Below are 24,309 nucleotides of genomic sequence, written 5' to 3'. Positions count from 1 at the left end.
CAAAGGCGCGAGTCTAGCCAACGATGCCCGAACCGGCAGTGACGGCAAAAAAAAGCCGGCCGCGGGGGGCCGGCGAGGGGAGTGTCGAGCAAAACCTCAGTGCGACTTCCAGCTGTCGTATTCCCGCTGGGTGATGCGGCCGTCGCGGTTCTTGTCGACGTGGTCGAAATCATTGGCCAGAGGCGGGTAGCTGGCCGCCTGATCCATGCTGATCGACTTCTTGCCGTTGGCGAGCTGGCTGAAGTCCGGAGCAGGACCGGTGTCGGGCGCCGGCGCGATCGAGGATTTGAACTCGACGTTGCTGCCGTTGCCCTGCATGTTGTTGCTCTGCATGCCGTTGCCCTGCATGCCGTTGCTCTGCATGCCGTTGCCCTGCATGCCGTTGCCCTGCATGCCGTTGCCCTGCATGTTCTGGCCGCCGTTCATGTTCTGGCCCTGGTTCATGCTGCCCTGGTCGTTGCCCATCGGCGGCGGGGCGCTGGAGGCCGGCGGCGGCATCGTCTGCATGCCCGAACTGCCTGGCGGCGCCGGTGGCGTGGATGCGGGGTTCGGCGGCGGCGGAGGCGTCGGCGGCATGTTCGACTGCGGCGAGCCCGGCGGTGACGGTGGCATCGGCGTGGTCGGCGGTGGCGGTGGCGCGGTATTGGTCGGGTTCGAGGGCGGGCTCGGCGGGTTCGGCACGTCCTGCGCCAGCAGGGCGCCGGACAGCAGCAGCGAACCGGCGGCGAGAGCGGTCAGCATTGGCTTGCGGGATTTCATCAGCGGGACTCCATGCCAGAATGCGAAGGACGCGGACTGAAGGCAATCGATGGGGCTGCCGCGCTCCAGGCAAGCTAGCAAACGATTTGTAAACGCCGCCTCATCCTGAACAGCAGGGTTCCGTGAAGCCGACGCCGCCGTTGCCGCCCCCTTTATCAAGCCGATCGACACTATTGGGGCTGGCCCAGGCGCGCCGCCTGCACCTGGCCGCGCAGGGCCTGCTGCGGCCATTCGGCCGACGACCGCGTCCGGCCGACGTGGTGGACGCGATCGAGCGCATGCGCTTGTTGCAAATCGATTCCATCCACGTAGTTGCCCGCAGCCCCTACCTGGTGCTGCACGCGCGCCTGGGCGCCTACGAAAGCGACTGGCTGGATAAGGCGCTGGTGCAGGGCCGCATCGCCGAATGCTGGGCGCACGAGGCCTGCTTCGTGCCGGCCGCCGACCTGCCGCTGCACCGCGCCTGGCGCGAGCGTGGTGCGCACTGGGCGCATCGCCACGCCGCGCGCATGCACCGCGACCATCGCCCGCAGATGGACGGGATGCTCGAGCGCATCCGCTCGCAAGGCCCCGTGCGCGCCGCCGATTTTCCGCGCGCCGACCGCGGCGTGAGCGGCTGGTGGGAGTGGAAGCCGGAGAAGCGATGGCTGGAGGCCTGGTTTGCGCTGGGCGAACTGATGGTGCCGCGGCGCGAGCGCTTCCAGCGCGTGTACGACCTGGCCGAGCGCGTTCTGGCCAGGCTCGATCCGCCGTTCGTGCCGAGCACGCTCGACTCGGCGGCGCTGCGCCAGCGCTTCATCCTCGACAGCGTGCGCGCCCTCGGCATCACCCAGGCGCGCTGGATCGCCGACTACTACCGGCTCAAGCCCTCGGTGGACGACGCCGAACTGGCGCCGCTGGTTGCCGCGGGCGAGTTGATCGCCATGCCGGTGCAGGGCTGGGACGCGCCCGGCTACGTGCATCACGGACATGCACCGCTGCTGGACAAGGTTCGCGCCGGCCGCTTGCCGGCCACCCATACGGCGCTGCTCTCGCCGTTCGATCCGCTGGTGTGGGACCGTGCCCGCGCGCAGGCCATGTTCGATTTCGAGTACGCGATCGAGTGCTACACGCCCGCGCCCAAGCGGCGCTACGGCTACTACGTGCTTCCCATCCTGCATCGCGGCAGCCTGGTCGGACGGCTGGACGCCAAGGCGCATCGTGGCGAGGGCGTGTTCGAGATCAAGGCGCTGTTCCTGGAGCCGGGCCAGGACGCCACGCCGCGCCTGGCTGCCGAGGTGGGCGACGCGATCGCTCGCACCGCCAGTTGGCACGGCACGCCGAGGGTGAGGCTGGAACGCAGCGAGCCAGCGGCATTCGGACGCGCCCTGCGCGCCCGCTGGAAGGCCACCGGCGCGGGGGATTAGTGCCCGGCCTGGCTGCTCGGCGCGGCCGGCGTCGAGTCGCAGGACTTGCCGTGCAAGGCCTGGCGAAGCTGGCTGGCCAGCGAGTTGCAGCGCGTGGCGAGGTTCGGCCGGATTTTTGGATCCTGCGAATCGCGCAACAGGCTCGTGCGGATCGCCTCGTAGCGGCCCTGGACCTGGTCGGGCCGATAGATTTGCGCGGCGCGGTGGCAAGCCACGTAGCTGGCCAGGTAATCGTCGCAGGCGGGAATGCCGGTGCTGTCGGGCAGTTGGGCGGGTTGTCCGGATGCGGTGGTCCCTGCGGCGCGAGTGCCATGGGCCGCGTGGCTCTCGGCAGATCGCGTCGCAGGTGCCGTCGGGTTCTGGACGGCGGCGGCCGGTGCGTGACTGGCGGCTTCCTTCGAACCGGCGCGGGTCGGGTGGTTGGCGCAGCCGGCAAGCAGCAGGCTGGCGCCGAGCACGGCGAGGGTCAGGCGCGGGAAGGTAGGCTTCATGGCTGGCGTTCCTGAGGCAGCGGGCAGTGGCCGGCAGCGCGTCTGGCGGCCTCGACACTAGACAAACGGCAGCGTGAAGAAAACCTGAAATCCGCGTTCCGCCGGGCGTGTCACCCGTTCAGCTTGGCGGTCGCGCAGGCGCCCCGTACCGGCTATGATGCGTGCACTGTGTTTGCCGGGGTCACCAGAGCTTTGTGGCCCGATGCCGCCGATCACGATCTGCGCTTCATCGATTCACCCCTAGGGTTTTCCTTGCACACCAGTAAGTCGGCCACGCATCCGGCGTCGGTCGAGTCTCTTTTGATTAATACCTAGTGGAGTGTTTCATGTCTGATCGTCAGATCGGTACCGTCAAGTGGTTCAACGACGCCAAGGGCTTCGGCTTCATCAGCCGTGACAACGGCCCGGACGTGTTCGTGCATTTCCGTGCCATCAGCGGCACCGGCTTCAAGAGCCTGCAGGAAGGCCAGAAGGTGAGCTTCAAGGTCGTGCAGGGCCAGAAGGGCCTGCAGGCCGACGAGGTCCTCCCGGCCTGAGCGGATTCCCGCACGAGCCACGAGAAAGCCGGGCAGCGATGCCCGGCTTTTTTCTTGCCCGGGATCGAAGTATTCCGCATGACTTGCTTTTACCGAATTTCCGTTATGCTTGGAGTCACTGTGTCTGCTCGGTCCACGTGCGTGCCCCGATGCGGGGATTCCCCGGAATCGCGCATCGCTCCACCCCCTGCTCCCTGCATGCCCAGTAAGCCGTCGGCCAAAGGGGAGGTCGATTTGTCTCAGCATCGTGCAGAACGGAGTGAGTCATGTCGGATCGTGAGATTGGCACTGTCAAATGGTTCAACGACGCCAAGGGCTTCGGCTTCATCAGCCGGGAGAGTGGCCCCGACGTCTTCGTGCATTTCCGCGCCATCAGCGGAACGGGCTTCAAGAGCCTGAAGGAAGGCCAGAAGGTGAGCTTCAAGGTGGTGCAAGGCCAAAAGGGCCTTCAGGCCGACGAAGTCGCCCCGGCCTGAAGGGCGATCGATCGTTTGTCAAAGGCCGGCGCAAGCCGGCCTTTTTTGTGCGCGCGGCGCCGCTTCGCTAGCCTGCGCCTTTTGGGTGCGCGGCCATGCAAGCCATTTCGAATGACGCTGTACGCGTGTTGCGCATAACCGCCGCCGACGGTGCGGCCAGCGAGTTGCTGCTGGTCGGCGAAGCGACGCCGCGGCAGTGGTTGTACTGGTTGCCGGCCATGGGCGTGCCGGCAAGGCATTACCTGCCCTTTGCCACGGCACTGGCCGCGTATGGCATTGCCGTGGCGCTGCACGAGTGGCGCGGCATCGGTTCGAGCGACCGCCGCGCCGAGCGACAGCAGGATTGGGGCTACCGCGCCCTGTTGCAGGAGGACCTGCCCGCCGGGCTCGCCGGCGCCGGCGCCGCCTGGCCGGACGCTCCGGCCCTGCTGGGCGGCCATAGCCTGGGCGGCCAACTGGCGTGCGCGTACGCCGGGCTGCATCCCACCCAGGTCACGGGCCTGGTAATGGTCGCCAGCGGCGCGCCGTACTGGAAGAACTTCCACCGTCCCTGGCTGATCGGCGCGGCCTATGTGATGGCGCCGATGCTGGCGACACTGCTCGGGCGTTTCCCCGGGCGGCGGATCGGCTTTGGCGGCAACGAAGCGCGCGGCGTAATCCGCGACTGGGCCCGTAGCGGCTGCACCGGCCGCTACGCGGCCGACGGCATCGGCGATCTGGAACCAGGCATGGCAGCCTTTACCGGGTCTGCACTGGCATTGCGCCTGCGCGATGACTGGCTGGGCCCCCCCGCTTCCCTGGACTGGTTGCTGGGCAAACTTCCCCGGGCCGATATCACGCGCGGCGTGCTGGGGCCGGACGAGCTGTGCGGCCCTGCGGACCACTTCAGCTGGATGAAGGCGCCGCAGCCGGTGGCCGCGCACATCGCACGCTGGCTCGACCGAGCCTCGTAGGAAGGTTCTAGGGCGACCGCCATGCCGTGCGGCCACGGTTTCCATGCGAGGCCTCGCTCTTGAAGCGCGACAGGCCCGGCGTCATCTGGAGTGCTTGTCCGTCGCCAAGGCTTCCGCATGGAACTGTTCACCCCGTTTGACCAGCGCAGCCTCACGCTGCGCAACCGCATCGTCGTCGCGCCCATGTGCCAGTACTCAGCCTCCGACGGCGTGCCGCACGACTGGCACCTGGTGCACCTGGGCAGCCGCGCGGTGGGCGGGGCCGCGGCGGTGGTGGCCGAGGCTACCGCGGTGTCGCCGGAAGGCCGCATCTCCCCTGGCGACACCGGTATATGGAACGACGCGCAGGTGTCGGCCTGGCAGCCGATCACCGCCTTCCTTCGCAGCCAGCATGCGATCGCTGGCGTACAGCTGGCGCATGCCGGGCGCAAGGCCAGCGCGCAGCGGCCTTGGGAAGGTGGCGGTCCGTTGCCGGTCGGGCAGGGCGACTGGACCACGCTGGCGCCTTCGGCCATTCCTTTCGACCAGGGCTGGCACACGCCACAGGCGCTGGACGAGGCGGGCTTGCGCAAGGTGGTCGACGATTTCCGTGCGGCAGCCAAGCGCGCGCTGGCCGCCGGCTTCCAACTGATCGAGGTACATGCAGCGCACGGATACCTGTTGCACCAGTTCCTGTCACCGCTGAGCAATCACCGCACCGATGGCTACGGCGGCAGTTTCGAGAACCGCACGCGGCTGGTGCGAGAGGTGCTGGCCGCGGTGCGTGAGGTGTGGCCCGAAACGCTGCCGCTGTGGCTGCGCGTCTCGGCCACCGACTGGGCCGACGGTGGCTGGAGCGTGGAGCAAAGCGTGCGCCTGGCGCGCGAGGTCAAGCCGCTGGGCGTCGACCTGATCGATGTTTCCAGCGGCGGGCTGGTGCCGCACGTGAAGATTCCCGTCGGCCCGGGCTACCAGGTCCCGTTCGCCGCGCGCATCCGCCGCGAGGCGGAGATTGCCACCGGCGCCGTGGGGTTGATCACCGGGTCGCAGCAGGCGGCGCAGATCATCGGCAACCACGAGGCGGACCTGGTCCTGATCGCACGCGAAAGCCTGCGCGATCCCTACTTCCCGCGTCGCGCCGCGCAGGAACTGGGCGCATCGATCCTCCCGCCGGTACAGTACCAGCGCGCCTGGTAGCGCCCGGGCACGGAGCACGACATGGACCACACCCCACGATTGATCGAAGGCCGCAAGCACGACCTCGGTGACGGCTTCACCGTGCGCCGCCTGTTGCCCGCGCTGCTGGCACGGCACGTCGGCCCGTTCGTGTTCTTCGACCACATGGGGCCGGCCGACTTTGCGCCGGGCAAGGGCATGGACGTGCGGCCGCACCCGCACATCGGCCTGGCCACCATCACCTGGCTGTTCGAAGGCTCCATCCGCCACCGCGACAGCCTGGGCAGCCTGGCCGACATCCGCCCGGGCGAGGTGAACTGGATGACCTCCGGCCGTGGCATCGTGCATTCGGAACGTACGCCGCCGGAGCCACGCCGCGACGGCCAGCGCCTGCATGGTATCCAGCTGTGGGTGGCGCTGCCGCGCGAGGACGCGGAGGTGGCGCCGGAGTTCCACCATCACGGCGCCGGGGAATTGCCGCGCCTCCGTCGCGAGGGCGCCGAGCTGCTGCTGGTCGCCGGCCACGCCTATGGCGAGCGCTCGCCGGTGAAGGTGTTTGCGCCGATGTTCCTGATCGAGGCCAACCTGGCCGACGGCGCTACGCTCGAGTGGCCGCCGGAGCATGCCGAGCGCGGCGTCTACGTGATCGAGGGCGAGGTCGACTGGGACGGCGTGGCCGTCGCCGCCGACCGCATGGCCGTGTTGGGCGCCGGCGCGGCGCCAGCATTGCGTTCGCGCGGGACCAGCCGGCTGATCCTGTTCGGTGGCGCGCCGCTGGATGGCGAGCGGCACCTGTGGTGGAACTTCGTGGCCAGTTCGCGCGAACGCATCGAGCAGGCCAAGGCCGACTGGACGGCAGGCCGGTTCGGCCTGGTGCCGGGCGACGAGCAAGAGTTCATTCCGCTGCCATCGCACTAGCTGGATGCGTCGCGTCGTAGCCACCCCGTGCGGTGCCTGCAGACGGCGGACCGGGCGTTCGACGATGGTCGATTCCTCCCCCGGGCAAAAGGACTTTACCCGTCGCGGCGGCAGGCGCACGCTGGAACGACCGTCCCGCGGCCAGTCGCCATGCCCCGCTTCGCCAGCTTTCGCGAGTTCTACCCCTACTACCTGGGCGAGCACCGGGACCGGACCTGTCGTCGCCTGCATTTCGCCGGCAGCACGCTGGTGTTGCTGGTGGTTGTCGTGGCGATTGCCAGCCGCGACGCGCGCTGGCTCTGGCTGGCGCCGCTCGCCGGGTACGGTTTCGCCTGGATCGGCCATGTCGCGTTCGAGAAGAATCGCCCGGCCACCTTCCGCCACCCGCTCTACAGCCTGGCCGGCGACTGGGTGATGTACTGGCAGATCCTGTGCGGCCGGCTTCGGCTGTGACGGTCAGGCGCCGAGCGCCTGGTCCTGCTCGCCGAGCCAGTCGTGGTAGCTGCGCAGCTTGCCGAGCTGGAAGCGCGAGACGTCATCGATCAGCGCCAGGTGATACCAATGTTCTCCGCGCACGGTGACTGCAGGATGCAGCGTTGCCTCCGGCTCGCGGATGTCCTCGCGGTAGTAGCCGTCGCCGGCGCCGAACCAGGGCAGCCGATCGCCCTCGCGCAGCGCGTCCAGCAGTGCGGCCGGTGCGCCCAGGTCGCTGGCGATCTCGAAATGCGCGCGCAGGTCCTCGTCGGTCTGCACCAGCACGAAGCGGCCGCGGCCACGCTCGTCCACCAGCAGCATGCCGGTCGGATTGACGTGCAGGTAGCACTCCACCGCCGGGAAGTCGCCGACCAGATCGCGGAAGACCTGCTGGAAGGCCTTGTCGCGCAGGAAGCGCACGTTGCCCAGCGCCAGCGCCTCGGCGACGAAGCCGCCGACGCGTTCGAAGTAGCGCCGTTGCAGCGCGCGGATGCCTGACTGCAGCTTGTCGATCGCCTGCGGGTCGCTCTTGCGGATGAAGCGGTCGATCACGCCGGCGTTGAAGGCCTCGATCGCAGTGCAGTCGTCGGCGGTGCCGGTCAGCAAGATCTTGCCGATGTGCGGGTTGGCCAGCTCGCGGCAGAACGCGATGCCGTCCATCTCCGGCATGCTCAGGTCCACCACCACCACCGACACCTCGGCGAAGCGCTCTGGATCGAACATCACGCGGTGGATCGAGTCGATGTCCAGCGCGACGAGCTCGCGCGTTTGCGAGGAGCGGTCCTTCCAGTGGTACATCCAACCGCCGCCGGGTACGGCGCGGATACCGTGGCTGCCCAGTTCCGCCAGCGCCCTGCGCGGGGAGCTGTAGCTGCGCAGGCGCAGCGTCGGGTCGAGCAGCAGCGGCATGCTGTCGAGGTACTTCTCGTGGTCGTCGACCAGGAGCGTGGTGGTCGGAAAGTGGAACGGCAGGATGTCGCCGTGGAAGTCGATGCTCATGCCGAAAGTCCCTGTCCAGATGGCACTTGGTACGGAAAGGTCACGAAGAACTCGGTGTACTCGCCCCAGCGCGAGCGGCAGCTGATGCGCCCGCCCATGCGCTCGACTGCATTCTGCGAGAAGGCCAGGCCAATGCCGAGCCCGGTGCCCGAGTCGCCTTCGCTGTAAGAGTAGAAGCGGTTGAAGATGCGCGGGAGCACGTCCGGCGGGATGCCTGGACCGGTATCGCGCACCCGGATGCAGTGCCCGCTGGCGTCGCTGTCCAGGCCGACGCGGATCTCGCCCTTCCCGGCCCGCCCCGTATGGAACAGCGCGTTGCGCAGCAGGTTGAAGATGACGTGGGTAAGCAGCGGCTCGGAGCCCCTCACCACGAAATCGACCGGCCCGGAAACGAGCTGGACCCGCTCGCGCTCGGCCCGCGATGCGTACGGATAACGTGCCAGCGCCTGTTCCACGCAGGCGCGCGCGTGCAGCGTTTCCAGCTGCAGCGAGCCCATCGGCCGGGCGGCCATGAGCAGCATGTCGATCACCGTATGGGCGTGACTGACCTCGTGTTCGATCACGCCGACGCCGCGCTGCAGCGCCTGCAGGTGCGGGCTGCGCAGCGCGGCCACCGGCAGCCCCGACTGCTCGGCCAGGCGATGGCTTTCCAGCAGGTGGGGCAGGTAGCGGCCGATGGCGCGGCCGGCCAGCTGCACCGAACCGAGCGGGGTACGCAGTTCGTGCGCGATGTTGTTGGAAGCGCCGATCAGTGCCTTCACCTTGGCCTGGTCGCCGAATTTCTGCGAAAGGCTGGCCAGCGGGCCCAGGACCAGCGTCAGCGCCAGGACCGGCGTGTACTGCAGCATCGCGTGCAGCGGCCAGGCACCATGGGGGCCAAGCTGGAACGCGAGCGCCGCCAGCGTGGTGCCCAGGCTGAAGATCAGCGCGAAGCTGGCCAGATCGAACAGCATCATGGTGATGAAGATCGAGAACAGATGCGCAGCCATCCAGCCGATCGCGCCGCCATTGCGCAGCATCAGGTAGCCGAAGAAGAACGGTAGCGCGAAGGTGATCGCCACGTACCAGTACAGCGGCAGCCACGGCTTGCAGGCGCGTGGCCACCAGCGTTGCGCCGCCAGCGGCAGCAGCACCACGCAGCCGGCCAGGTGCAGCCACAGGTTGCTGTAGGGCTGCGGCACCGCGTAGGTCCAGACGAACCAGTACAACGGCATGAACAGCCCGCCGAGAAGGCACATCACCGGCATCATCGGCTGCGAATAACGCGCTCGGGTGAACATCGCGTTGTCCACCCGCCGCCGCAGCTGGCGCAGCCGTGACCCGCGGCGGCGCGTTGCGTGGCTCGTCCCTGTCATCAGCGCGGCATCCGGCCGTGGAGTCGTGCGTCAGCGGTACTTCTGGTGGCACGACTGGCAGGCGTCGCCCACCGGCTTGATCGCCGTGGCCAGCGCGGCGCAGTCGGTCGGGTGCGCCTGCACGGCATTCTGCAGCGCGGTGCGCAAGCGGCCGGCGTGGTCGAGGAAATCCTGTTCGGCGCCGGGGAATGCCGCGGCGATGTCGCCGGCGGTCGACTGCAGGCGCAGCAGGTGGTCGTTGGCCTGTGCGGCGTCGCACTGCCTGGTCTTGACCGCCTCGCTCAGCGCGCCCATGTGGTGCCCCATGACCGTCATCACCGCGTGCGGCATGGGGTTGCGGTCGCCCAGCGCCTTCATCGCGAACACGGTGCCGAGGATGCCGATGACCAGGCCGAGCAGGATCAGGAGTGCGGAGCGTGCGTTCATGGGGGACCGCCCTTGCAGTTGTGAAGGGCCAGAATACCGAAGCGCCGGCGGCTTTCGTAGCCGTAAAATGGGCTTTTGGATCGTAGGAAACCGCAGGCGATGGCAGGCAGCATCCACCCCGTCCACGGGCAGGCCGCATGAGCGGGCCGCATTATCCGGTCGAACGCTTCGAGGGCGTCGAGCGCTTGTACGGGCGCGGCACGATCGAGCGGCTGATGAATGCGCACGTTTGCGTGATCGGCATCGGTGGGGTCGGCTCCTGGGCGGTCGAGGCGCTGGCGCGCAGCGGCCTGGGGCGGCTGACCCTGATCGACGCCGATGAGGTATGCCTGTCCAACACCAACCGCCAGCTGCACGCGCTGGATGGCCAGTGGGGCAAACCCAAGGTCGGCGTGATGGCCGAGCGTGCGCACGCGATCAACCCGCGCATCCGGCTCGAAGCGGTCGAGCGCTTCCTCACCACCGCCACGCTGGACGAGCTGCTCGACCGCGGCTACGACGTGGTGCTCGATGCCTGTGATGCCTTCCGCGTGAAGCTGGAGGCGATTGCCTGGTGCCGCCGGCGCAAACTGCCGATGGTCACGGTGGGCTCGGCCGGTGGACGCACCGATCCTACGCAGATTCGCGTGCGCGACCTCTCGCGCACCGAGCACGACGCGATGTTCAGCCTGATCCGCAAGAAGCTTCGGCAGGACTTCAACTTCCCGCGCAACCCGGATCGCTACTTCGGCGTGTCGGCGGTCTACTCGCTGCAGAACGTGCAGTATCCGCAGCCGGATGGCTCGGTCTGCGGACTGCGTCCGCCGGGCGGGGATTCGCTCAACCTCGCCTGCGGCGGCGGGTTGGGAGCGGCGACGCACGTCACCGGGGCGTTCGCGTTCGCGGCGGTGGGGAAGGTGCTGGAGAAGGTGCTGGAGAAGTAGCCTGGACCGGAGCCAGCGCTACCAACCCATGTAGTGCCCGCCGTTGATCGCCAGGTTCGTCCCGGTGATCCAGCTCGCCTCGTCAGTGGTGAAGAACGCCACCGCGTGCGCAATTTCCTCCGGCTTGCCCAGCCGGCCGATCGGGATCTGCGCCACGATCTTCTCGCGCACTTCCTCGGGTACCGCCATCACCATGTCGGTGGCGACGTAGCCGGGCGATACCGTGTTGACCGTGATGCCGAACTTCGCGTTCTCCTGCGCCAGCGAGATGGTGAAGCCATGCATGCCGGCCTTCGCCGCGGCGTAGTTGGCCTGGCCGTACTGGCCTTTCTGGCCGTTGATCGAGCTGATCTGCACGATCCGGCCCCAGCGGCGCGCGCGCATGCCCTCGATCACCGGGCGGGTGACGTTGAAGCAGGCGTTGAGGTTGGTGTTCACCACCTCGCTCCACTGCTGGTAGTCCATCTTGTGGAAGGTCGAGTCGCGGGTGATGCCGGCGTTGTTGACCAGGATGTCGACCGGACCGCAGTCGCGCTCCATCGCGCGGATCATCGCCTCGGCCGAGCCCGGATCGGCGACGTCGCCGGGCACCATGCACACGTCGATGCCCTCGGCCGCCATGCGTGCGCGCCAGGCCTGCGCCCTGGCCTCATCGCGGTAGTTGGTGGCCACCCGGTGTCCCTGGCGCGCCAGGTAGCGGACGATCGCCGTGCCGATGCCGCCCGTGCCGCCGGTGACCAGTGCGGTGCGTGGGTTCATTGCCTGAGCTTCCCGTGAGAGCGCCGCCGGTGTCGGCGTGTCCTGCATGTATACCCCAACTTGGTGACAACTGCTGTGCCTGGGTTTGCGGCCGGTTTCCGTAGCGCTTCTAAACCGGGCGCGCCGCCAGTGGCGGCAGGCGGACAGGGTCGAAGCGCTCCAGCGCCGAAGCCAGCAGGGCCGGCACATCGCTTGCCGCCGCGGACGTCTGGACGTCCAGGAAAGCCAGGACCTGCCGCAGCGCCGGCAGCGGATCGGCCGGGTCCACCGGGTGCGCCTGGGCGGACTTGGACAGCTTGCGTCCCTGTTCATCCAGCGCCAGCGGCAGATGGCGGTACACGGGCGTGGGCAGGCCCAGGCAGCGCTGCAGCCAGATCTGCCGCGGGGTGGAATCGAGCAGGTCGTTGCCGCGCACCACTTCGGTGATCTGCTGGAAAGCGTCGTCCACCACGCAGGCGAGCTGGTAGGCGTAGTAGCCCTCCACGCGGCGGATCACGAAATCGCCCGCGGCTTCGCGCAGGTTCTGACGCTGCGGACCCTGCAGCGCGTCATCGAAGGCGATGGTCACGTCCGGCACGCGTAGCCGCCACGCCGGCGGCCGATCGGGCTCGGGCGGCGCAATGCAATGGCCGTCCCGATGGATGCCCTCCTCGCCGGCCAGCTGCGCCCGGCTGCACCAGCAGGGAAACACCAGGTCGGCCGCACGCAGGCGCTCGAAGGCGGCGTCATAGGCGGCCTGCCGTTTCGACTGGAACAGCGCCGGCAGGTCCGCCACCAACCCGAACGCCGGCAATGCGGACAGGATCGCCTGCGCCGAGCCGGGGACCTGGCGCGGCGGGTCGATGTCCTCCACTCGCACCAGCCATTGCCCGTCCGCGTGACGCGCGCACAACCAGCTGCCTACTGCGGCCGCCAGCGAGCCGAAGTGCAGCAGGCCGGTGGGGGAGGGGGCAAAGCGGCCGCGATAGGTCATTCGGCGGATTCTAAGTGCGACGGCGCCGGTTCACCCGCCGGCAACGGGTGTGGCGCGACCATCGAGCCTCCCGCCCGGGCCGGCGATTGCCAGGAGTCCCGCCATGACCGATACGTCCCAGGGCCGCGAAGACCCGCGCGAACACACCCGCAGGATCAAGGGCATGCTGCGCGAGGCCATGGAGCACGTCCGGCAGGACGTGGCGAAGGTTTCCGATCCCAAGGCGCAGGCGCTGTTCGAGACTTCGGCCGAAGTGCTGGGTGGCCTGATCACCGCCTACGAGCACTTCGAGCAACGCAGCGAAGCGGCGTGGCGCTGAGCCATGCGGCCGGCGTCCCATCCCGCGCAGCCGGCCCCGGCCGGTGACGCCGCTGATCCGGGTCGTCGCCGCTGGGTCGGCCGGGCCGCGTTCGTCGGCCTGGCGACGGCCATGCCGCTGGCCGCGCTGGCGGATGACGCAAAATCCACCGACGTGCTCGCCGTGGAGGACCTCATGCGCGAGCACGGCGTGTTGCGGCGTGCGCTGCTGGTCTATGCGCAGGCGGCCGGCCAGCTGAAGCGCGGGCTGGCGATCCCCGCTGACGCGTTGCATCGCGCGGCCGAGCTGTTCCGCCGTTTCGGCGAGGACTACCACGAGCGCAGCCTGGAAGAGCAACACGTATTTCCCGCCGTGCTGGCCGCCGGCGGCGAGCCAGCGGCGATCTGCCGCACCCTGGCCACGCAGCACCGGCGCGGACGCCAGATCACCGACTACGTCCTGGCCGCCAGCGCCGGGACGGGCATCGGCCGTTCGCGCATGGATCCGCTGGCCGGTGTGCTCGATGGCATGGTGCGCATGTACCAGCACCACACGGCGATCGAGGACACGGTGGTCTTTCCCGCCTGGAAGCGCACCCTGACACCCGCGCGCTACAGCGCGTTGTCGGAGCAGTTCGAAGCGCTGGAGAAGCACATGTTCGGCCACGACGGCTTCGAGGATGCGGTCCGGCGCATCGGTACCGTCGAGCAGGCGTTCGGCCTGGCCGACCTGGCCACGCTGACCGCCGCGCCGCCGCCGGTGTCGCCCGGTCGCTGAGCGTCGGCGGCTGGCCGCCAGCGACGGTCGCCTCTTGAAACTATTGCACGCCGCCCCGAGTCTCAGCCTGCGGCGCGAGCCGCTTTTCTTTCCATGACTGCCAAACGGGACAGCCGTGCGTCGAATCGTCCTTTTCCTTGCCACCAATATCGCCGTCCTGCTGCTGCTGAGCATCGTCTGCCGCCTGTTCGGCATCGACCAGTGGGCCGCTGCGCGCGGCTACGGCGGCCTGACCGGCCTGCTGATCTACGCCGCCGTGTTCGGCATGGGCGGTGCATTCATTTCGCTGGCGATGTCCAAGACCATCGCCAAGTATTCCACCGGCGCCCGCGTGATCGCGCAGCCGCAGACCGAAACCGAGCGCTGGCTCGTGGACACCGTGCGCCGCCACGCGCAGAACGTCGGCATCGGCATGCCGGAGGTGGCGATCTACGATGCCCCGGAGATGAACGCCTTCGCCACCGGCATGACCAAGAACAGTTCGCTGGTGGCGGTCAGTTCCGGCCTGTTGCAGCAGATGGACCGCGAGCAGGTGACGGCGGTGCTCGGCCACGAAATCGGCCACGTCGCAAATGGCGACATGGTGACGCTCACGCTGATCCAGGGCGTGCTCAACACGCTGGTGATCCTCGCCGCGCGCGTGGTCGGCAGCGCGGTCGACAGCTGGCTTTCCGGCGGCCGCGACAACCGCGGCGGCATCGGCATCGGCTACTTCGTCACGGTGATGGTGCTGCAGGTGGTGTTCGGCCTGTTCGCCTCGATGATCGTCGCCGCCTTCTCGCGCTGGCGCGAGTTCCGCGCCGATCGCGCGGGAGCTCAGCTGGCCGGCAGCGGCTCGATGATCTCGGCGCTGCAGCGGCTCAAGGGCGACCACGGTGAGAGCACGCTGCCCAGGGCGATGGCCGCCTTCGGCATCTCCGGCCACATGGCCGCCGGCCTGCAGCGCCTGTTCATGAGCCACCCGCCGCTGGACGAGCGCATCGCCGCGCTGCAGACGGCTTGACCTTCAGCCCTCTCCCGCCGGGAGAGGGGCTGGGGGGTGAGCGTGCGGTGGCGCCGGGCAGCCCGCTCCGCCCGAACCTCACCCACCCTGGCGGGCCCCCTCTCCCGGGCGGGGAGGGATTCAACCAACCAACCCTCTGGAAGTCTCACTGCAATGACCGCATCCACCGAAACCCGCAAATTCGAAGCCGAAGTCGCCCAGGTCCTTCACCTGGTCACCCATTCGCTCTACTCGCACAAGGAAATCTTCCTGCGCGAGCTCATCTCCAACGCCTCCGACGCCTGCGACAAGCTGCGCTTCGAGTCGATCGCCCATCCGGAACTGCTGGCCGGTGAAGGTGAGCTGCACATCGACGTGAGCTGGGACGAGAAGGCGCGCACCGTCACCGTGCGCGACAACGGCATCGGCATGAGCCGTGACGAAGTGGTGGCGAACATCGGCACCATCGCCAGTTCCGGCACCCGGCGCTTCCTCGAAGCCATGAGCGGCGAGCAGAAGAGCGACGCGCGGCTGATCGGCCAGTTCGGCGTGGGTTTCTACTCGGCCTTCGTAGTGGCGGACAAGGTCACCGTGCTCTCCCGCCGCGCCGGGGCGCCGGACAACGAGGGTGTGAAGTGGGAAAGCGACGGCAAGGGCGAGTACTCGCTGGAGCAGGTCGAACTCGGCGAGCGCGGCACCACCGTGGTCCTGCACCTGAAGGCCGACGAGGACGAGTTCCTCAAGCGCTGGCAGCTGACCTCGCTGATCCGCAAGTATTCCGACCACGTTGCCTTCCCGATCCGCATGCCGAAGGACAAGGATGGCCAGCCCACCGACGAGTGGGAAACCGTCAACGATGCCGGCGCTCTCTGGACCAAGCCCAAGAGCGAGATCAGCGACGAGGACTACATCAGCTTCTACAAGTCGCTCGGCCACGACTTCAACGATCCGCTCGCCTGGACCCACAACCGTGTCGAGGGCAGCCAGAGCTTCACCACGCTGCTGTACCTGCCGGCGCAGCCGCCGTTCGACCTGATGATGGGCGGCCGCGACGAGCGCAAGGGCCTGAAGCTCTACATCAAGCGCGTCTTCATCATGGATGCGGCCGAGGAATTGCTGCCCAACTACCTGCGCTTCGTGCGCGGCGTGGTCGATGCCGACGACCTGCCCCTCAACGTCAGCCGTGAATTGCTGCAACACAACCGTCAGCTCGATCGCATCAAGGCAGCCTGCGTCAAGCGCGTGCTCGACCTGATCGAAAAGCTCGCCAAAGACGAGCCGGAGAAGTTCGCGACCTTCTACAAGGCCTTCGGCAACACGCTCAAGGAAGGCATCAGCGAGGACGCCAACAACCGCGAGCGCATCGCCAGGCTGCTGCGCTACGCCTCGACCAAGAGCGAGGGCGCCGGCCAGACGGTCGGCTTCGACGACTACATCGGCCGCATGAAGGTCGGCCAGGACGCGATCTGGTACATCACTGCCGACAGCTACACCGCCGCCGCCGGCAGCCCGCAGCTCGAAGCGTTCAAGGCCAGGGACATCGAAGTCCTGCTGATGTCCGACCGCATCGACGAATGGATGCTCGGCAGCCTCAACGAATACGGCGGCAAGCCGCTGAAGAGCGTCGCCAAGGGTGAGGTGCCGCTCGACGAAGCGGACAGGCAGAAGCAGGAAGAAGCCACCAAGGCGGCCGAACCGCTGCTCAGGAAACTGAAGGAGCTGCTCGGCGACCGCGTCGGCGACGTCAAGGTTTCCGCCCGCCTTACCGACAGTCCCTCGTGCCTCGCGCTGAGCGACTACGAAATGGCCCCGCATCTGGCCCGCCTGCTGCGCGAAGCCGGCCACGACATGCCCGAGTCCAAGCCCACGTTGGAAATCAACCCGCAGCACCCGTTGGTCAAGCGCGTGGAAACGGAAACCGACGAAGACAAGGCCCATGACCTTGCCGCGCTGCTGCTGGACCAGGCCGAGATCGCCGCTGGTGCGCAGTTGCCCGACCCGGCCGCGTTCGTGCAGCGGATGAACCGAGTGCTGCTGGGGTAGATCCGCCTGTCTGGTCGCAAGAAAAGCCCGCCATTTGGCGGGTTTTTTTCTCGACCCTGGCCCTTGCTCAGCCGTCGGTTGCAGGCCAACGCCGCATCGCTTCCGGCTCCACGCCAACGCGCCGGCAGGCGCGGCTGACTATGCCGTCCTTCAGCGCTGCGCGGAACGCCGGCCCCATCGACCACAGTGCGCGCGCGGCCAGCCGTGCCTGCCGGTGCTGCCGCGGCGTGTGGCGCAGCAGGTCGCTGGCCCAGCCCGGCAGCAGGGCGATGCCGGCATGGAGGAACACGTCGCGGGAAAGACCGGCGAGCGGCACCGGCAGGCGCACGCCGGCGAGGATGTGCAGTACCTCGCGCGAGCGGTCGCTGCAAGCCAGCTGTGGGCGCACGGTGGCGAAGTAATCGGCCACCTCCGCCTCCGAGGCGGGTACGCCACGCGCGCCGAGCGCTTCGGCGATGCGCCGCACCTCGTCGAAGTAGCGATCGGCGATGGCGCGCGGTACGTCGCGTTGGCCGAAGCGCCGATAGCCGGCCAGGAAGCTGTGCGCCTCGGTGACATGGACCCAGGTGAGCAGCGCCGGATCGTCGGCGGAGTATGGTGTGCCGTCTTCGGCGGTCCCACGGACGAACCCGTGCACGTGGCGCACGTGCTCGATCAGCCTCTCGGCCGCCGCGCACGGCGCATAGGTGGTCGCCCCGACGAAGGTGGTGGTTCGGCGCAGCCGCCCGACCAGGTCGCCACGGAAGTTCGAGTGGTCCCAGACCCCGGCCAGCGCCAGTGGGTGCAGGGTCTGCATCATCAGCGCGGCCAGGCCTCCGGAGAGCATGCCGGGGAAGTCGGCGTGGATGCGCCAGGTCACGCTGTCCGGCCCGAACAGGCCCGGATCGCCCGCCGGATGGTCGTAGTCCAGCCCGCCATCAGGATCGCGCGGAAAGGCGCCCAGCACCCAGCGGCGGATCGGTTCGTGCGTGGCGCGGCGAAGCAGGTGCAGGGGCGAAGCCATGGGGCGCAAGTATAGGGATGCGTCGTGCCCATGATCCTCGCCCTTCGAAGCCCGATGGACCGGTTCAGCCTTCCGCGTTCGCCAGGGTTGCCGCGCGCGCGTGGTTGGCGGCCAGCGACGTCGGGGTCGGCAGGACGAGCATGGCGCCCATCACGGCCACGCACAGCAGCATGCAGACGGCAAAAAAACTGTTCAGCAGGACGGTTTCGAATTTCATGGTGACTCTCCGCTCGGGTGGAAGGAAGCTTTCGCGGATTGGATGGCACAACGCGTGCCAACGTTTAAAGGCGCGCTGCGATGCGGTTTGCGAGCCGCCGGGCCTGCTGCGCCGCGGTGTCCGCGGACGGTGGCGCACCGTATCCGGACAGCCGCGGACAACGGAACGGCCCGTTTTGGCCTGGCGATGACGGGACGGTCGCACCGGTTGCGTTAGGTTGTCCTGGCTGGCCTGCACGGTCGCATAGACGGGTTTTTCGCAAACGATGTTTCGCGTCGGCCTGATTTCCGATACCCACGGTTTGCTGCGCCCCGCCGCCATGGACTTCCTGCGCGGCTGTGCACGCATCGTCCACGCCGGCGACATCGGCAGCATGGCGATCCTCGAAGCGCTGGCGACGCTGGCGCCGGTCACGGCCGTGCGCGGCAACAACGATCAGGGGCCGGGCCTCGGCGACCTGCCGGAGGCGGTGCGGCTGCCGCTGGGCGAGATGCAGTTGTACGTGCTGCACAACCGCAGGGAGCTGGCGATCGATCCGCGCACGGCCGGGGTGCACGTCGTGGTGTCTGGGCATTCGCACAAGCCGCTGGTGGAACGGCGCGAGGACGTGCTCTACGTCAATCCCGGCAGCGCCGGCCGGCGGCGCTTCAAGTTGCCGATCTGCGTGGGCGAGCTGCTCATCGACGGGCGCGAGGTGATGCCGCGCGTGGTCGAGCTGGACGGATAGCTCCCCCAGCAGGGTTTCTGGGTGCGTGGCGACTTGCGCGGCGCAGGCGACCCGGGGCGACGCCGCACGTCACGAGCGTGCGCTCCAGGTCGACCACGATCGGGCCGCTGACGGTGCGCCTGAGGATTTCGACGCCGAACGCCCTGGGCTCCTTGGCGGCCAGCGACGCGTAAGCGCGCCTGATCGCCGCCCTGCCCTCGATCGGTGGACGCTTGCCCGAGAGCCCGACCGGGCGGGCATCGTTCGCGTAACAGGCGGCAAACTCGGCACGCGGCGATTCCCAGGCATGAAAGGGCGGCGCCCGCGTCCGCATCAACCCGCGGCGGCAGGTGCTTCCAGCGGATGCTCCGCGCGCCGCCACTGTCGCAGTCCCATGGCGGCCAGCGCCACGAACCCGGCATAGAGCACGGCCGTGATCAACAGGTCCTTGTACACGTACTCGCCCACGTAGATCACGTCGACCACGATCCACAGCCACCATGCAGCGATGTGGCGGCGCCCCTGCCACCATTGGGCGACCAGGCTGAAGGCAGTGAGCGCCGCATCGAGCCAGGGCAGGGCGGCGTTGGTCCAACGGTGCATGGCGTAGCCGAGCGCGAGTGCGCCGACTACGCCGATCATCAGCTGGATGGCGAGCCGGCGCACCGGGAGCGTTGCGACCTGCACGCGGCCATCGCTGTCCAGGTGCCTGATCCAGCGCAGCCACCCGTACACGATCAACCCGGCGAAGGCCGCCTGCAGCAGCGCGTCGGAATACAACCGGGCGTGGATGAAGATCCAGCCGTACACCAGCACCGAGGCGAAGCCCACCGGCCAGCACCACGGGCGCCGCCGCGCGGTGAGCCACACGGCCCACGCGCTCAGCGCCGCTCCGACGAGTTCGATCGCATCCATCAGAACGCGTAGCTCACGGACAGCCGGGCCAGCCGAGGTGCGCCGGGGAACAGGTAGCTGTCGCCGAGCGAACTGCCGGTGTCGCGCCAGTAGAAGTGGTTGAACAGGTTGTCGACCGACAGGCGCGCGGTGAACGCGTGGCCGCGGATTTCGGCTTTGTAGCGCAGGCCGGCATCGAACACGCTGTAGGCGGGCACGCGTACGCGGCCGTCGGGCGTGGCGACGTTGGGCGAGGCGTAGCGCCAGCCGGCGAGCAGACTCAGCCGAGGCGCGAACGGCAGCCGATAGTCGGCATGGAGCGCGGCGCGCACGCGCGGCACGTTGACGACCTGGTGGCCTTCGTAGGCTGCGGTGCCGGTGTCGCGCGCGCGGGCACGCAGGAAGCTGGCGCTGGCGGTGAGCGCGAGGTTGTCGGCGAGGCGGCCGTGGGCATCCAGCTCCAGCCCGGTGTGCACTTCCTCGCCGTGCTGCACGAAGGTGAAGCCGGCAGCGGAGTCGTCCGGCTGCGCGAACTGGTAGGGCTGGCGAATGCGGAACAACGCTGCGGAAAGTTCGAGCGCGTCGCCCGCGGCGTACTTCGTCCCCGCTTCGAGCTGGCGCGACAGGCGCGGTGCCAGCATCTGGCCGTCGTTGCTGGTCCAGTACGGCGCTTCCATGCCGAGCGAAAGGCCTTCGCTGTAGCTGAGGTAGGCGGTGAGCGCTTCGTTCGGCTGCCACAGCACGGCAGCCTGCGGCAGCGCCTTGCTCAGGCGGGTGTCGCGTTCCGGCGTGCCAGCGTCGTCGTACGCACGTTCGTGCAGGCGCACGAAGCGGCCGCCGCCGACCAGTTGCCACTGCTCGCCCAGATGCAGGCGATCCAGCGCGAACAACGAGCGCTGCCAGCTGGTGAGGCGGCGCACCGCGGGACCGGGCTGGTTCGGCGAAGGCGCGAAATACGGCGGGTCACGCTCGGCGATATTGGCGGTGCCGACGTAGTCGTAGACGTCCGCGTGCTGGTCGTTGAGGCGGCGGAAGGCGCTCGCGCCCAGGGTGAGTTGCTGGCTCACCGCGCCGGTATCGAAACGGCCTTCCAGCGTGGCGCGGGCTTCGTCGTCGATGCGCGTGTCGTCCGGGCTGCGGTAGTCGTAGACGTCGTAGTCGCCATTGGGTGCGAAATAGTTGCCCGGCTCGCCGCTGGCGCAGGCGGGCGAGTAAAAGCAGCCGTAGGCGAAAGCCACGTTGTCGTCGATCACGCTGCGGCTGTGGCCGGCGGCGAGGCGCAGGCGCCAGTCGTCGCTGAGGGCGTAGCTGAGGCGCGCACTGGTGTTGGCCGAATGGATCGAGACCGGTTGCTGCCACGGCTCGAAGCCGAGCATGCGTGCCGGATCGGCGTGTTCCGGGAGCGTATCGCCGCCGAGCAGCTGGTAGCCGGAGACCGAACGCTGCGCGCTGGCCTGGTAGTCGCTGTCCAGCTCCAGCGTGGCGTTGGGCGTGATGTGCCAGCCGGCCGCCAGCGCGTAGAAGTTGCGTCGACCATCGGCGTGCTGGACGTAGGCGTGGGTATCTTCCCAGGCCAGGTTGGCGCGCACGCCGAAATCGGGCGTGAGCCAGCCGCCGACGTCCAGCGCGGCGTAGCGCGAGCCGTGCGAGTCGGTACCGAGGGTCACCTCGCGCACGTCGGCGGGGCGCTTGCTGACGAAGTTCACCACGCCACCGGGCTCCATCACGCCCGTCTGCAGACCGGCCAGGCCCTTGAGAATTTCCACCTGCTGCTTGTCTTCCAGCGCGATGCGCTGCTCGCCGGCGAGGGTGAGGTTGTTGAAGCGAAGACCGGTGGCGAGGTCGAGCGGATAGCCGCGGATCGCGATGTCCTGGTAGTAGCCGACCGGGGCGTAGTTGTCGCCCAGCGAAGCGTCCTCGCGTGCCAGCTCGCTCAGGCTGCGGATCTGGCGGTCGTCGATCTGCTGGCGCGCGACCACCGTGACGGACGCGGGAGTGTCGTGCAGCGAGGCATTGCCGTAGGCATCGATGGCAGTGCCGTGGCGGTCGTCGTGCGTCCGGCCCTCCACGTGCACTGGCGCGAGTTCCTTGGCCTGGGTGGTGTCCGGCAGGGCGGCAGCGTGCGTGGCCGGAGCCAGCGCGGCGAGAAGGGCAAGCAGCAGGGGCGTGCGGGGAGTGGTCATCGTCGGCTCGTCGGCAGGGGCGGAACGAAGCGACGGCCAGGCACACGCCCGGATGGACGCGCGACTGCTTATCAAGCTCCCTACGCCGGTACAAACCGGATCAGGTTCCAAGGGACTCTCTCAGCCCGGCCGTTGTGCCGGGCACCCCCGCTTCAAGAACGGTATTGAAGCACGGAATGGACGTCCGATCCAAACCGGCCGGCACTCCGCCGGCGGAGGCGGGGTCGCTGCGCGCGTGCTCGCGCGCGCTCGGCTGCACAGGCCGTCGCGCATTGCGCCAGGCGCGATCCGCCTGTCACGCGAGCGCGTGGATTGCCTCCAGCAGCGCCCGTCCGGCCGCCGAGCCGAACCATGCCGCATGGCCGCGCAGGAACGTGTGGTACGCCACATCCGCATTGGCCGGCGAGTGCGTGACAGCGGTGAAGTACTCCACTTCCGACAGCGCGAAGTCCAGGTGCACCAGCGGCAGCAGGTCGGCCAGCAGATGAACGTCCGCGGCGGTCAGCGGGCGCCGCTCGCGGTAGCCGGCAACCAGGGCCCGGGCGGTATCCGGGTGGGCCGCATTGCCCCGGTCGAGCGCGAGCCAGGCGACGGCGTTGCGCTCGATCGCGGTGGCCAGGTCGAACAGTGCGAACGTGCGCGACGACAGGCCGAAATCGAGCACGTCCGTGATGGCCGCCTGCGGGCCGCTATCGCTCCAGCACAGGTTGGAAACGTGCCAGTCGCCGTGCGTCCACAGCCGCGGCTGCGCCGCAAGCCGCGACGGCAAGTGAGAGTGGAAGGGGGCCAGCGTTTCGCCAATTTCGCCGTGCCAGTCGCGTCGTTCCAGGTAACGCGCCAGGCCCGGCCGTTGCGGCAGTTGCGCCGCGATCGCCGCCAGCGGGTCGACCGCCTCGATCAGCTCGCTGCGGGCGACCAGCAGGTGGGTCTGGCGTTGCCCGGCGGCGTAGCCGTCCGCAGCCTCGTGCAGCCGGGCCAGCATCGCGCCGGCAGTGCGCGCATGGGCCAGGTCGTGCAGCGGCGTCCACGAGGCAGTGTCTCGATACAGGTCAGACCCCGCCGCCGGTGTGTGCACTTCGTAGACCCATTCGCCGTGGCTGATCGCGGTGCGCCCGGCGGTATCGGCGAGCACCCGGGGAACGGGCACGCCGGCCTCGCGCAACCTTCCGGCGAATGCATGCTCCTCTGTCAGCGTCGCGACGCTGCGCACGCTGCGGTGATGGCGTTTGACGAACACCGTCCCACGTCGGGTCTGGACCAGTCCGGCGGCCGACAGCGGCCGCGGGCTGTGCCAGCGGATGGTGCCGATCCGCCCCAGCGCCGGAAAACCGGCGAGCAGGCTATCGACGTCGGCCCTGGCCAGCGGCGGCCAGTCGGGTGGCACGTCGTCGGCGGCCAGGCCGTGGACCCTGTGGCTGGTCATGGTCGTCCGGAGAGATCAGCAAAGGTGCCCATTATGCCGGGCCGCCGCTTCGGTCCGGCTTTCTGCGGTCCGTTGGTCCGTGAGATGGGCGAGTGGTGACCGTGGCTTCGTCGTAGGCGGCCCCGGTGGGCTCGCGCGGCGCGTAGCGGCTTCCCGGGGTTGCTCGAGGCACCGCAAGAACAGGACCCCGGAGCGATCCGTGCCCCCATTCCTTTGGTTGGCCACACACGCCGGCCGCTAGACTGCCGCCTTTTCGCGAAAGGTTCGTGCATGGGCGCCCTGTTGCTGCTGTTCACCTGCCTGGTGCTGGGCGCACTGGTGGCGCGCCTGGCGCGGCCGCCGGCCGGGTTGGCGGCCGGCCTCAACTGGTGGGTGATCAACGTAGCGCTGCCGGCACTCGTGCTGGAGCTGATTCCGAAGCTGCATTTCGACCGGCAGCTGTGGTTCCCGATCGTGGCCATGTGGATCACCTTCGGCGGTGCGTGGCTGCTGTTCGGGTTGATCGGGTCGCGGCTGGGTTGGTCACGTGGACGCACTGGCGCGCTGGTCCTGGTCTGCGGGCTGGGCAATACCTCGTTCATGGGCTACCCGCTGATGCAGGCGCTGTATGGCCAGGCGGGGCTTTCGCTGGCGGTGGTGGCCGACCAGTTGGGCTGTTTCCCGGTGCTCGCCTCGGCCGGCATCGTGGTCGCCAGCCTGTATGCCGGACGGACGCCCGAGCCGGCGACGATCGTGCGGCGCATTGCCACCTTCCCGGCCTTCCTGGCGCTGGTGGCCGGTATCGGCGCCGGCCTGTTCGGTGGGTGGCCCCGTGCGCTGGACGCGGTATTCGCCCCCTTGGGCGCGACGCTGACGCCGCTTGCGCTGTTCTCGGTCGGACTTCAGTTCCGCTTCCATCCGGGCGAGCGCCAGGCTGCCGCCGCCACGCTGGGGCTCGGCTGGAAGCTGGTGCTGGCGCCGCTGGCATGCTGGCTGCTGGGCGCGGTCGCCGGTGTCGGCGGTCTGGTGCTCTCGGTCGGCGTGCTCCAGGCGGCGATGGCGCCCATGGTCTCGGCCACGATCCTGGCCGATGAATACGGGCTGGACCCGCCCTTGGCCAATACCATTCTTGGAGCGGGTATCGTCCTGTCCTTGCTGACCATCCCGCTGGGCAGTGCACTGCTTGGCTAGCGCCCGAACG

26 protein-coding genes and 1 riboswitch are annotated in these 24,309 nt (G+C 68.7%); of the genes, 14 read left to right on the top strand and 12 right to left on the bottom strand.

Going from position 1 to position 24,309, the window contains the following annotated elements; translation table 11 throughout:
• Window positions 1–96 precede the first annotated feature (96 nt).
• Window positions 97–759, bottom strand: a complete 663-nt coding sequence (locus tag BMZ38_RS17460) for a hypothetical protein (protein WP_139202374.1) — start codon at window positions 757–759, stop codon at window positions 97–99.
• A gap of 173 nt (window positions 760–932) precedes the next feature.
• Between BMZ38_RS17460 and BMZ38_RS02695 the strand changes: the two genes are divergently transcribed.
• Complete coding sequence (locus BMZ38_RS02695; RefSeq protein ID WP_246807280.1) at window positions 933–2,165, top strand: winged helix-turn-helix domain-containing protein; 1,233 nt, start codon at window positions 933–935, stop codon at window positions 2,163–2,165.
• Here the strand turns inward: BMZ38_RS02695 and BMZ38_RS02690 are convergent.
• Window positions 2,162–2,656 carry a hypothetical protein gene (locus BMZ38_RS02690; protein WP_091333777.1) on the bottom strand — a complete coding sequence of 165 codons (495 nt, stop codon included), beginning with the start codon at window positions 2,654–2,656 and terminating at the stop codon, window positions 2,162–2,164. The two genes, BMZ38_RS02695 and BMZ38_RS02690, sit on opposite strands and share 4 nt — an antisense overlap.
• Window positions 2,657–2,982: 326 nt before the next feature.
• On the opposite strand from BMZ38_RS02690, the gene BMZ38_RS02685 reads away from it, so the two are divergent.
• The 6 genes from BMZ38_RS02685 (at window position 2,983) to BMZ38_RS02660 (ending at window position 7,147) form a co-directional block, all read left to right on the top strand.
• Window positions 2,983–3,192: a cold-shock protein gene (locus tag BMZ38_RS02685; protein WP_049622117.1), complete on the top strand. Its 210-nt coding sequence runs from the start codon at window positions 2,983–2,985 to the stop codon at window positions 3,190–3,192.
• 266 nt (window positions 3,193–3,458) lie between these two features.
• Window positions 3,459–3,668: a cold-shock protein gene (locus tag BMZ38_RS02680; RefSeq protein ID WP_091333775.1), complete on the top strand. Its 210-nt coding sequence runs from the start codon at window positions 3,459–3,461 to the stop codon at window positions 3,666–3,668.
• Between the two features lie 95 nt (window positions 3,669–3,763).
• Window positions 3,764–4,621, top strand: a complete 858-nt coding sequence (locus tag BMZ38_RS02675) for an alpha/beta hydrolase family protein (protein WP_091333773.1) — start codon at window positions 3,764–3,766, stop codon at window positions 4,619–4,621.
• A gap of 117 nt (window positions 4,622–4,738) precedes the next feature.
• Window positions 4,739–5,797, top strand: a complete 1,059-nt coding sequence (locus BMZ38_RS02670) for an NADH:flavin oxidoreductase/NADH oxidase (RefSeq protein WP_091333770.1) — start codon at window positions 4,739–4,741, stop codon at window positions 5,795–5,797.
• A gap of 21 nt (window positions 5,798–5,818) precedes the next feature.
• Window positions 5,819–6,694, top strand: a complete 876-nt coding sequence (locus BMZ38_RS02665) for a pirin family protein (RefSeq protein ID WP_091333767.1) — start codon at window positions 5,819–5,821, stop codon at window positions 6,692–6,694.
• A gap of 150 nt (window positions 6,695–6,844) precedes the next feature.
• Window positions 6,845–7,147: an Mpo1-like protein gene (locus BMZ38_RS02660; protein WP_091333765.1), complete on the top strand. Its 303-nt coding sequence runs from the start codon at window positions 6,845–6,847 to the stop codon at window positions 7,145–7,147.
• 3 nt (window positions 7,148–7,150) lie between these two features.
• On the opposite strand, the gene BMZ38_RS02655 is transcribed toward BMZ38_RS02660, so the two are convergent.
• Genes BMZ38_RS02655 through BMZ38_RS02645 form a run of 3 tightly spaced genes read right to left on the bottom strand, consistent with a single transcriptional unit; the run spans window position 7,151 to window position 9,948 of the window.
• Window positions 7,151–8,167: a response regulator gene (locus tag BMZ38_RS02655; protein WP_091333762.1), complete on the bottom strand. Its 1,017-nt coding sequence runs from the start codon at window positions 8,165–8,167 to the stop codon at window positions 7,151–7,153.
• On the bottom strand, window positions 8,164–9,522 hold the full coding sequence (locus tag BMZ38_RS02650) for a sensor histidine kinase (protein WP_091333759.1): 1,359 nt from the start codon (window positions 9,520–9,522) through the stop codon (window positions 8,164–8,166). The genes BMZ38_RS02655 and BMZ38_RS02650 overlap by 4 nt, the downstream gene beginning before the upstream one ends.
• A gap of 30 nt (window positions 9,523–9,552) precedes the next feature.
• Window positions 9,553–9,948, bottom strand: a complete 396-nt coding sequence (locus BMZ38_RS02645) for a cytochrome c (protein WP_091333757.1) — start codon at window positions 9,946–9,948, stop codon at window positions 9,553–9,555.
• A gap of 137 nt (window positions 9,949–10,085) precedes the next feature.
• Between BMZ38_RS02645 and BMZ38_RS02640 the strand changes: the two genes are divergently transcribed.
• Window positions 10,086–10,871: a tRNA threonylcarbamoyladenosine dehydratase gene (locus BMZ38_RS02640; RefSeq protein WP_091333755.1), complete on the top strand. Its 786-nt coding sequence runs from the start codon at window positions 10,086–10,088 to the stop codon at window positions 10,869–10,871.
• 18 nt (window positions 10,872–10,889) lie between these two features.
• On the opposite strand, the gene phbB is transcribed toward BMZ38_RS02640, so the two are convergent.
• Together phbB and gluQRS are read right to left on the bottom strand one after the other, a co-directional pair.
• Window positions 10,890–11,630: an acetoacetyl-CoA reductase gene (gene phbB / locus BMZ38_RS02635; RefSeq protein ID WP_091333754.1), complete on the bottom strand. Its 741-nt coding sequence runs from the start codon at window positions 11,628–11,630 to the stop codon at window positions 10,890–10,892.
• A gap of 109 nt (window positions 11,631–11,739) precedes the next feature.
• The gene (gene gluQRS, locus BMZ38_RS02630; RefSeq protein WP_091333751.1) at window positions 11,740–12,603 is read right to left on the bottom strand and encodes a tRNA glutamyl-Q(34) synthetase GluQRS; all 864 of its coding nucleotides are present in this window, start codon (window positions 12,601–12,603) and stop codon (window positions 11,740–11,742) included.
• Window positions 12,604–12,706: 103 nt separating this feature from the next.
• Here gluQRS and BMZ38_RS02625 point away from each other — a divergent pair, with 103 nt between their 5' ends.
• From BMZ38_RS02625 to htpG, 4 genes are all read left to right on the top strand, one after another.
• Window positions 12,707–12,922: a hypothetical protein gene (locus tag BMZ38_RS02625; protein WP_091333749.1), complete on the top strand. Its 216-nt coding sequence runs from the start codon at window positions 12,707–12,709 to the stop codon at window positions 12,920–12,922.
• Window positions 12,923–12,925: 3 nt separating this feature from the next.
• Window positions 12,926–13,678, top strand: a complete 753-nt coding sequence (locus BMZ38_RS02620; RefSeq protein ID WP_091333746.1) for a hemerythrin domain-containing protein — start codon at window positions 12,926–12,928, stop codon at window positions 13,676–13,678.
• Between the two features lie 115 nt (window positions 13,679–13,793).
• Window positions 13,794–14,681 carry a protease HtpX gene (htpX, locus tag BMZ38_RS02615; protein ID WP_091333744.1) on the top strand — a complete coding sequence of 296 codons (888 nt, stop codon included), beginning with the start codon at window positions 13,794–13,796 and terminating at the stop codon, window positions 14,679–14,681.
• Between the two features lie 153 nt (window positions 14,682–14,834).
• Entirely contained in the window at window positions 14,835–16,703 is a 1,869-nt protein-coding gene (gene htpG, locus BMZ38_RS02610; RefSeq protein WP_091333742.1) for a molecular chaperone HtpG, read from the top strand.
• Between the two features lie 67 nt (window positions 16,704–16,770).
• Here htpG and BMZ38_RS02605 read toward each other — a convergent pair whose 3' ends face one another.
• Window positions 16,771–17,706, bottom strand: coding sequence for an oxygenase MpaB family protein (locus tag BMZ38_RS02605; RefSeq protein ID WP_091333739.1), 936 nt, complete (start codon window positions 17,704–17,706; stop codon window positions 16,771–16,773).
• Between the two features lie 64 nt (window positions 17,707–17,770).
• Window positions 17,771–17,923 (bottom strand): hypothetical protein, encoded by a 153-nt coding sequence (locus tag BMZ38_RS17705; RefSeq protein ID WP_175483660.1) that lies wholly within the window; start codon window positions 17,921–17,923, stop codon window positions 17,771–17,773.
• Between the two features lie 265 nt (window positions 17,924–18,188).
• On the opposite strand from BMZ38_RS17705, the gene BMZ38_RS02600 reads away from it, so the two are divergent.
• Entirely contained in the window at window positions 18,189–18,650 is a 462-nt protein-coding gene (locus tag BMZ38_RS02600; RefSeq protein ID WP_091333737.1) for a metallophosphoesterase family protein, read from the top strand.
• Window positions 18,651–18,962: 312 nt separating this feature from the next.
• Here BMZ38_RS02600 and pnuC read toward each other — a convergent pair whose 3' ends face one another.
• The 3 genes from pnuC to BMZ38_RS02585 all read right to left on the bottom strand — a co-directional run bounded on the left by pnuC (window position 18,963) and on the right by BMZ38_RS02585 (window position 23,129).
• Window positions 18,963–19,544 (bottom strand): nicotinamide riboside transporter PnuC, encoded by a 582-nt coding sequence (gene pnuC, locus BMZ38_RS02595; protein WP_091333734.1) that lies wholly within the window; start codon window positions 19,542–19,544, stop codon window positions 18,963–18,965.
• A complete protein-coding gene (locus BMZ38_RS02590) occupies window positions 19,544–21,706 on the bottom strand; it encodes a TonB-dependent siderophore receptor (protein WP_091333731.1) in 2,163 nt (720 codons plus the stop codon). The genes pnuC and BMZ38_RS02590 overlap by 1 nt, the downstream gene beginning before the upstream one ends.
• Window positions 21,707–21,766: 60 nt before the next feature.
• Window positions 21,767–21,865: riboswitch (TPP riboswitch) on the bottom strand.
• Window positions 21,866–22,001: 136 nt separating this feature from the next.
• Window positions 22,002–23,129 carry a phosphotransferase enzyme family protein gene (locus BMZ38_RS02585; protein ID WP_091333728.1) on the bottom strand — a complete coding sequence of 376 codons (1,128 nt, stop codon included), beginning with the start codon at window positions 23,127–23,129 and terminating at the stop codon, window positions 22,002–22,004.
• A gap of 270 nt (window positions 23,130–23,399) precedes the next feature.
• Here BMZ38_RS02585 and BMZ38_RS02580 point away from each other — a divergent pair, with 270 nt between their 5' ends.
• Complete coding sequence (locus BMZ38_RS02580) at window positions 23,400–24,299, top strand: AEC family transporter (protein ID WP_175483659.1); 900 nt, start codon at window positions 23,400–23,402, stop codon at window positions 24,297–24,299.
• The last annotated feature ends 10 nt before the right edge of the window (window positions 24,300–24,309 follow it).

Source organism: Frateuria terrea (assembly GCF_900115705.1).
Taxonomy (GTDB): Bacteria; Pseudomonadota; Gammaproteobacteria; order Xanthomonadales; family Rhodanobacteraceae; genus Frateuria_A; species Frateuria_A terrea.
The sequence above is the reverse complement of the archived record's forward strand: the minus strand, read 5'-3'. Positions and strand labels throughout refer to the sequence as shown.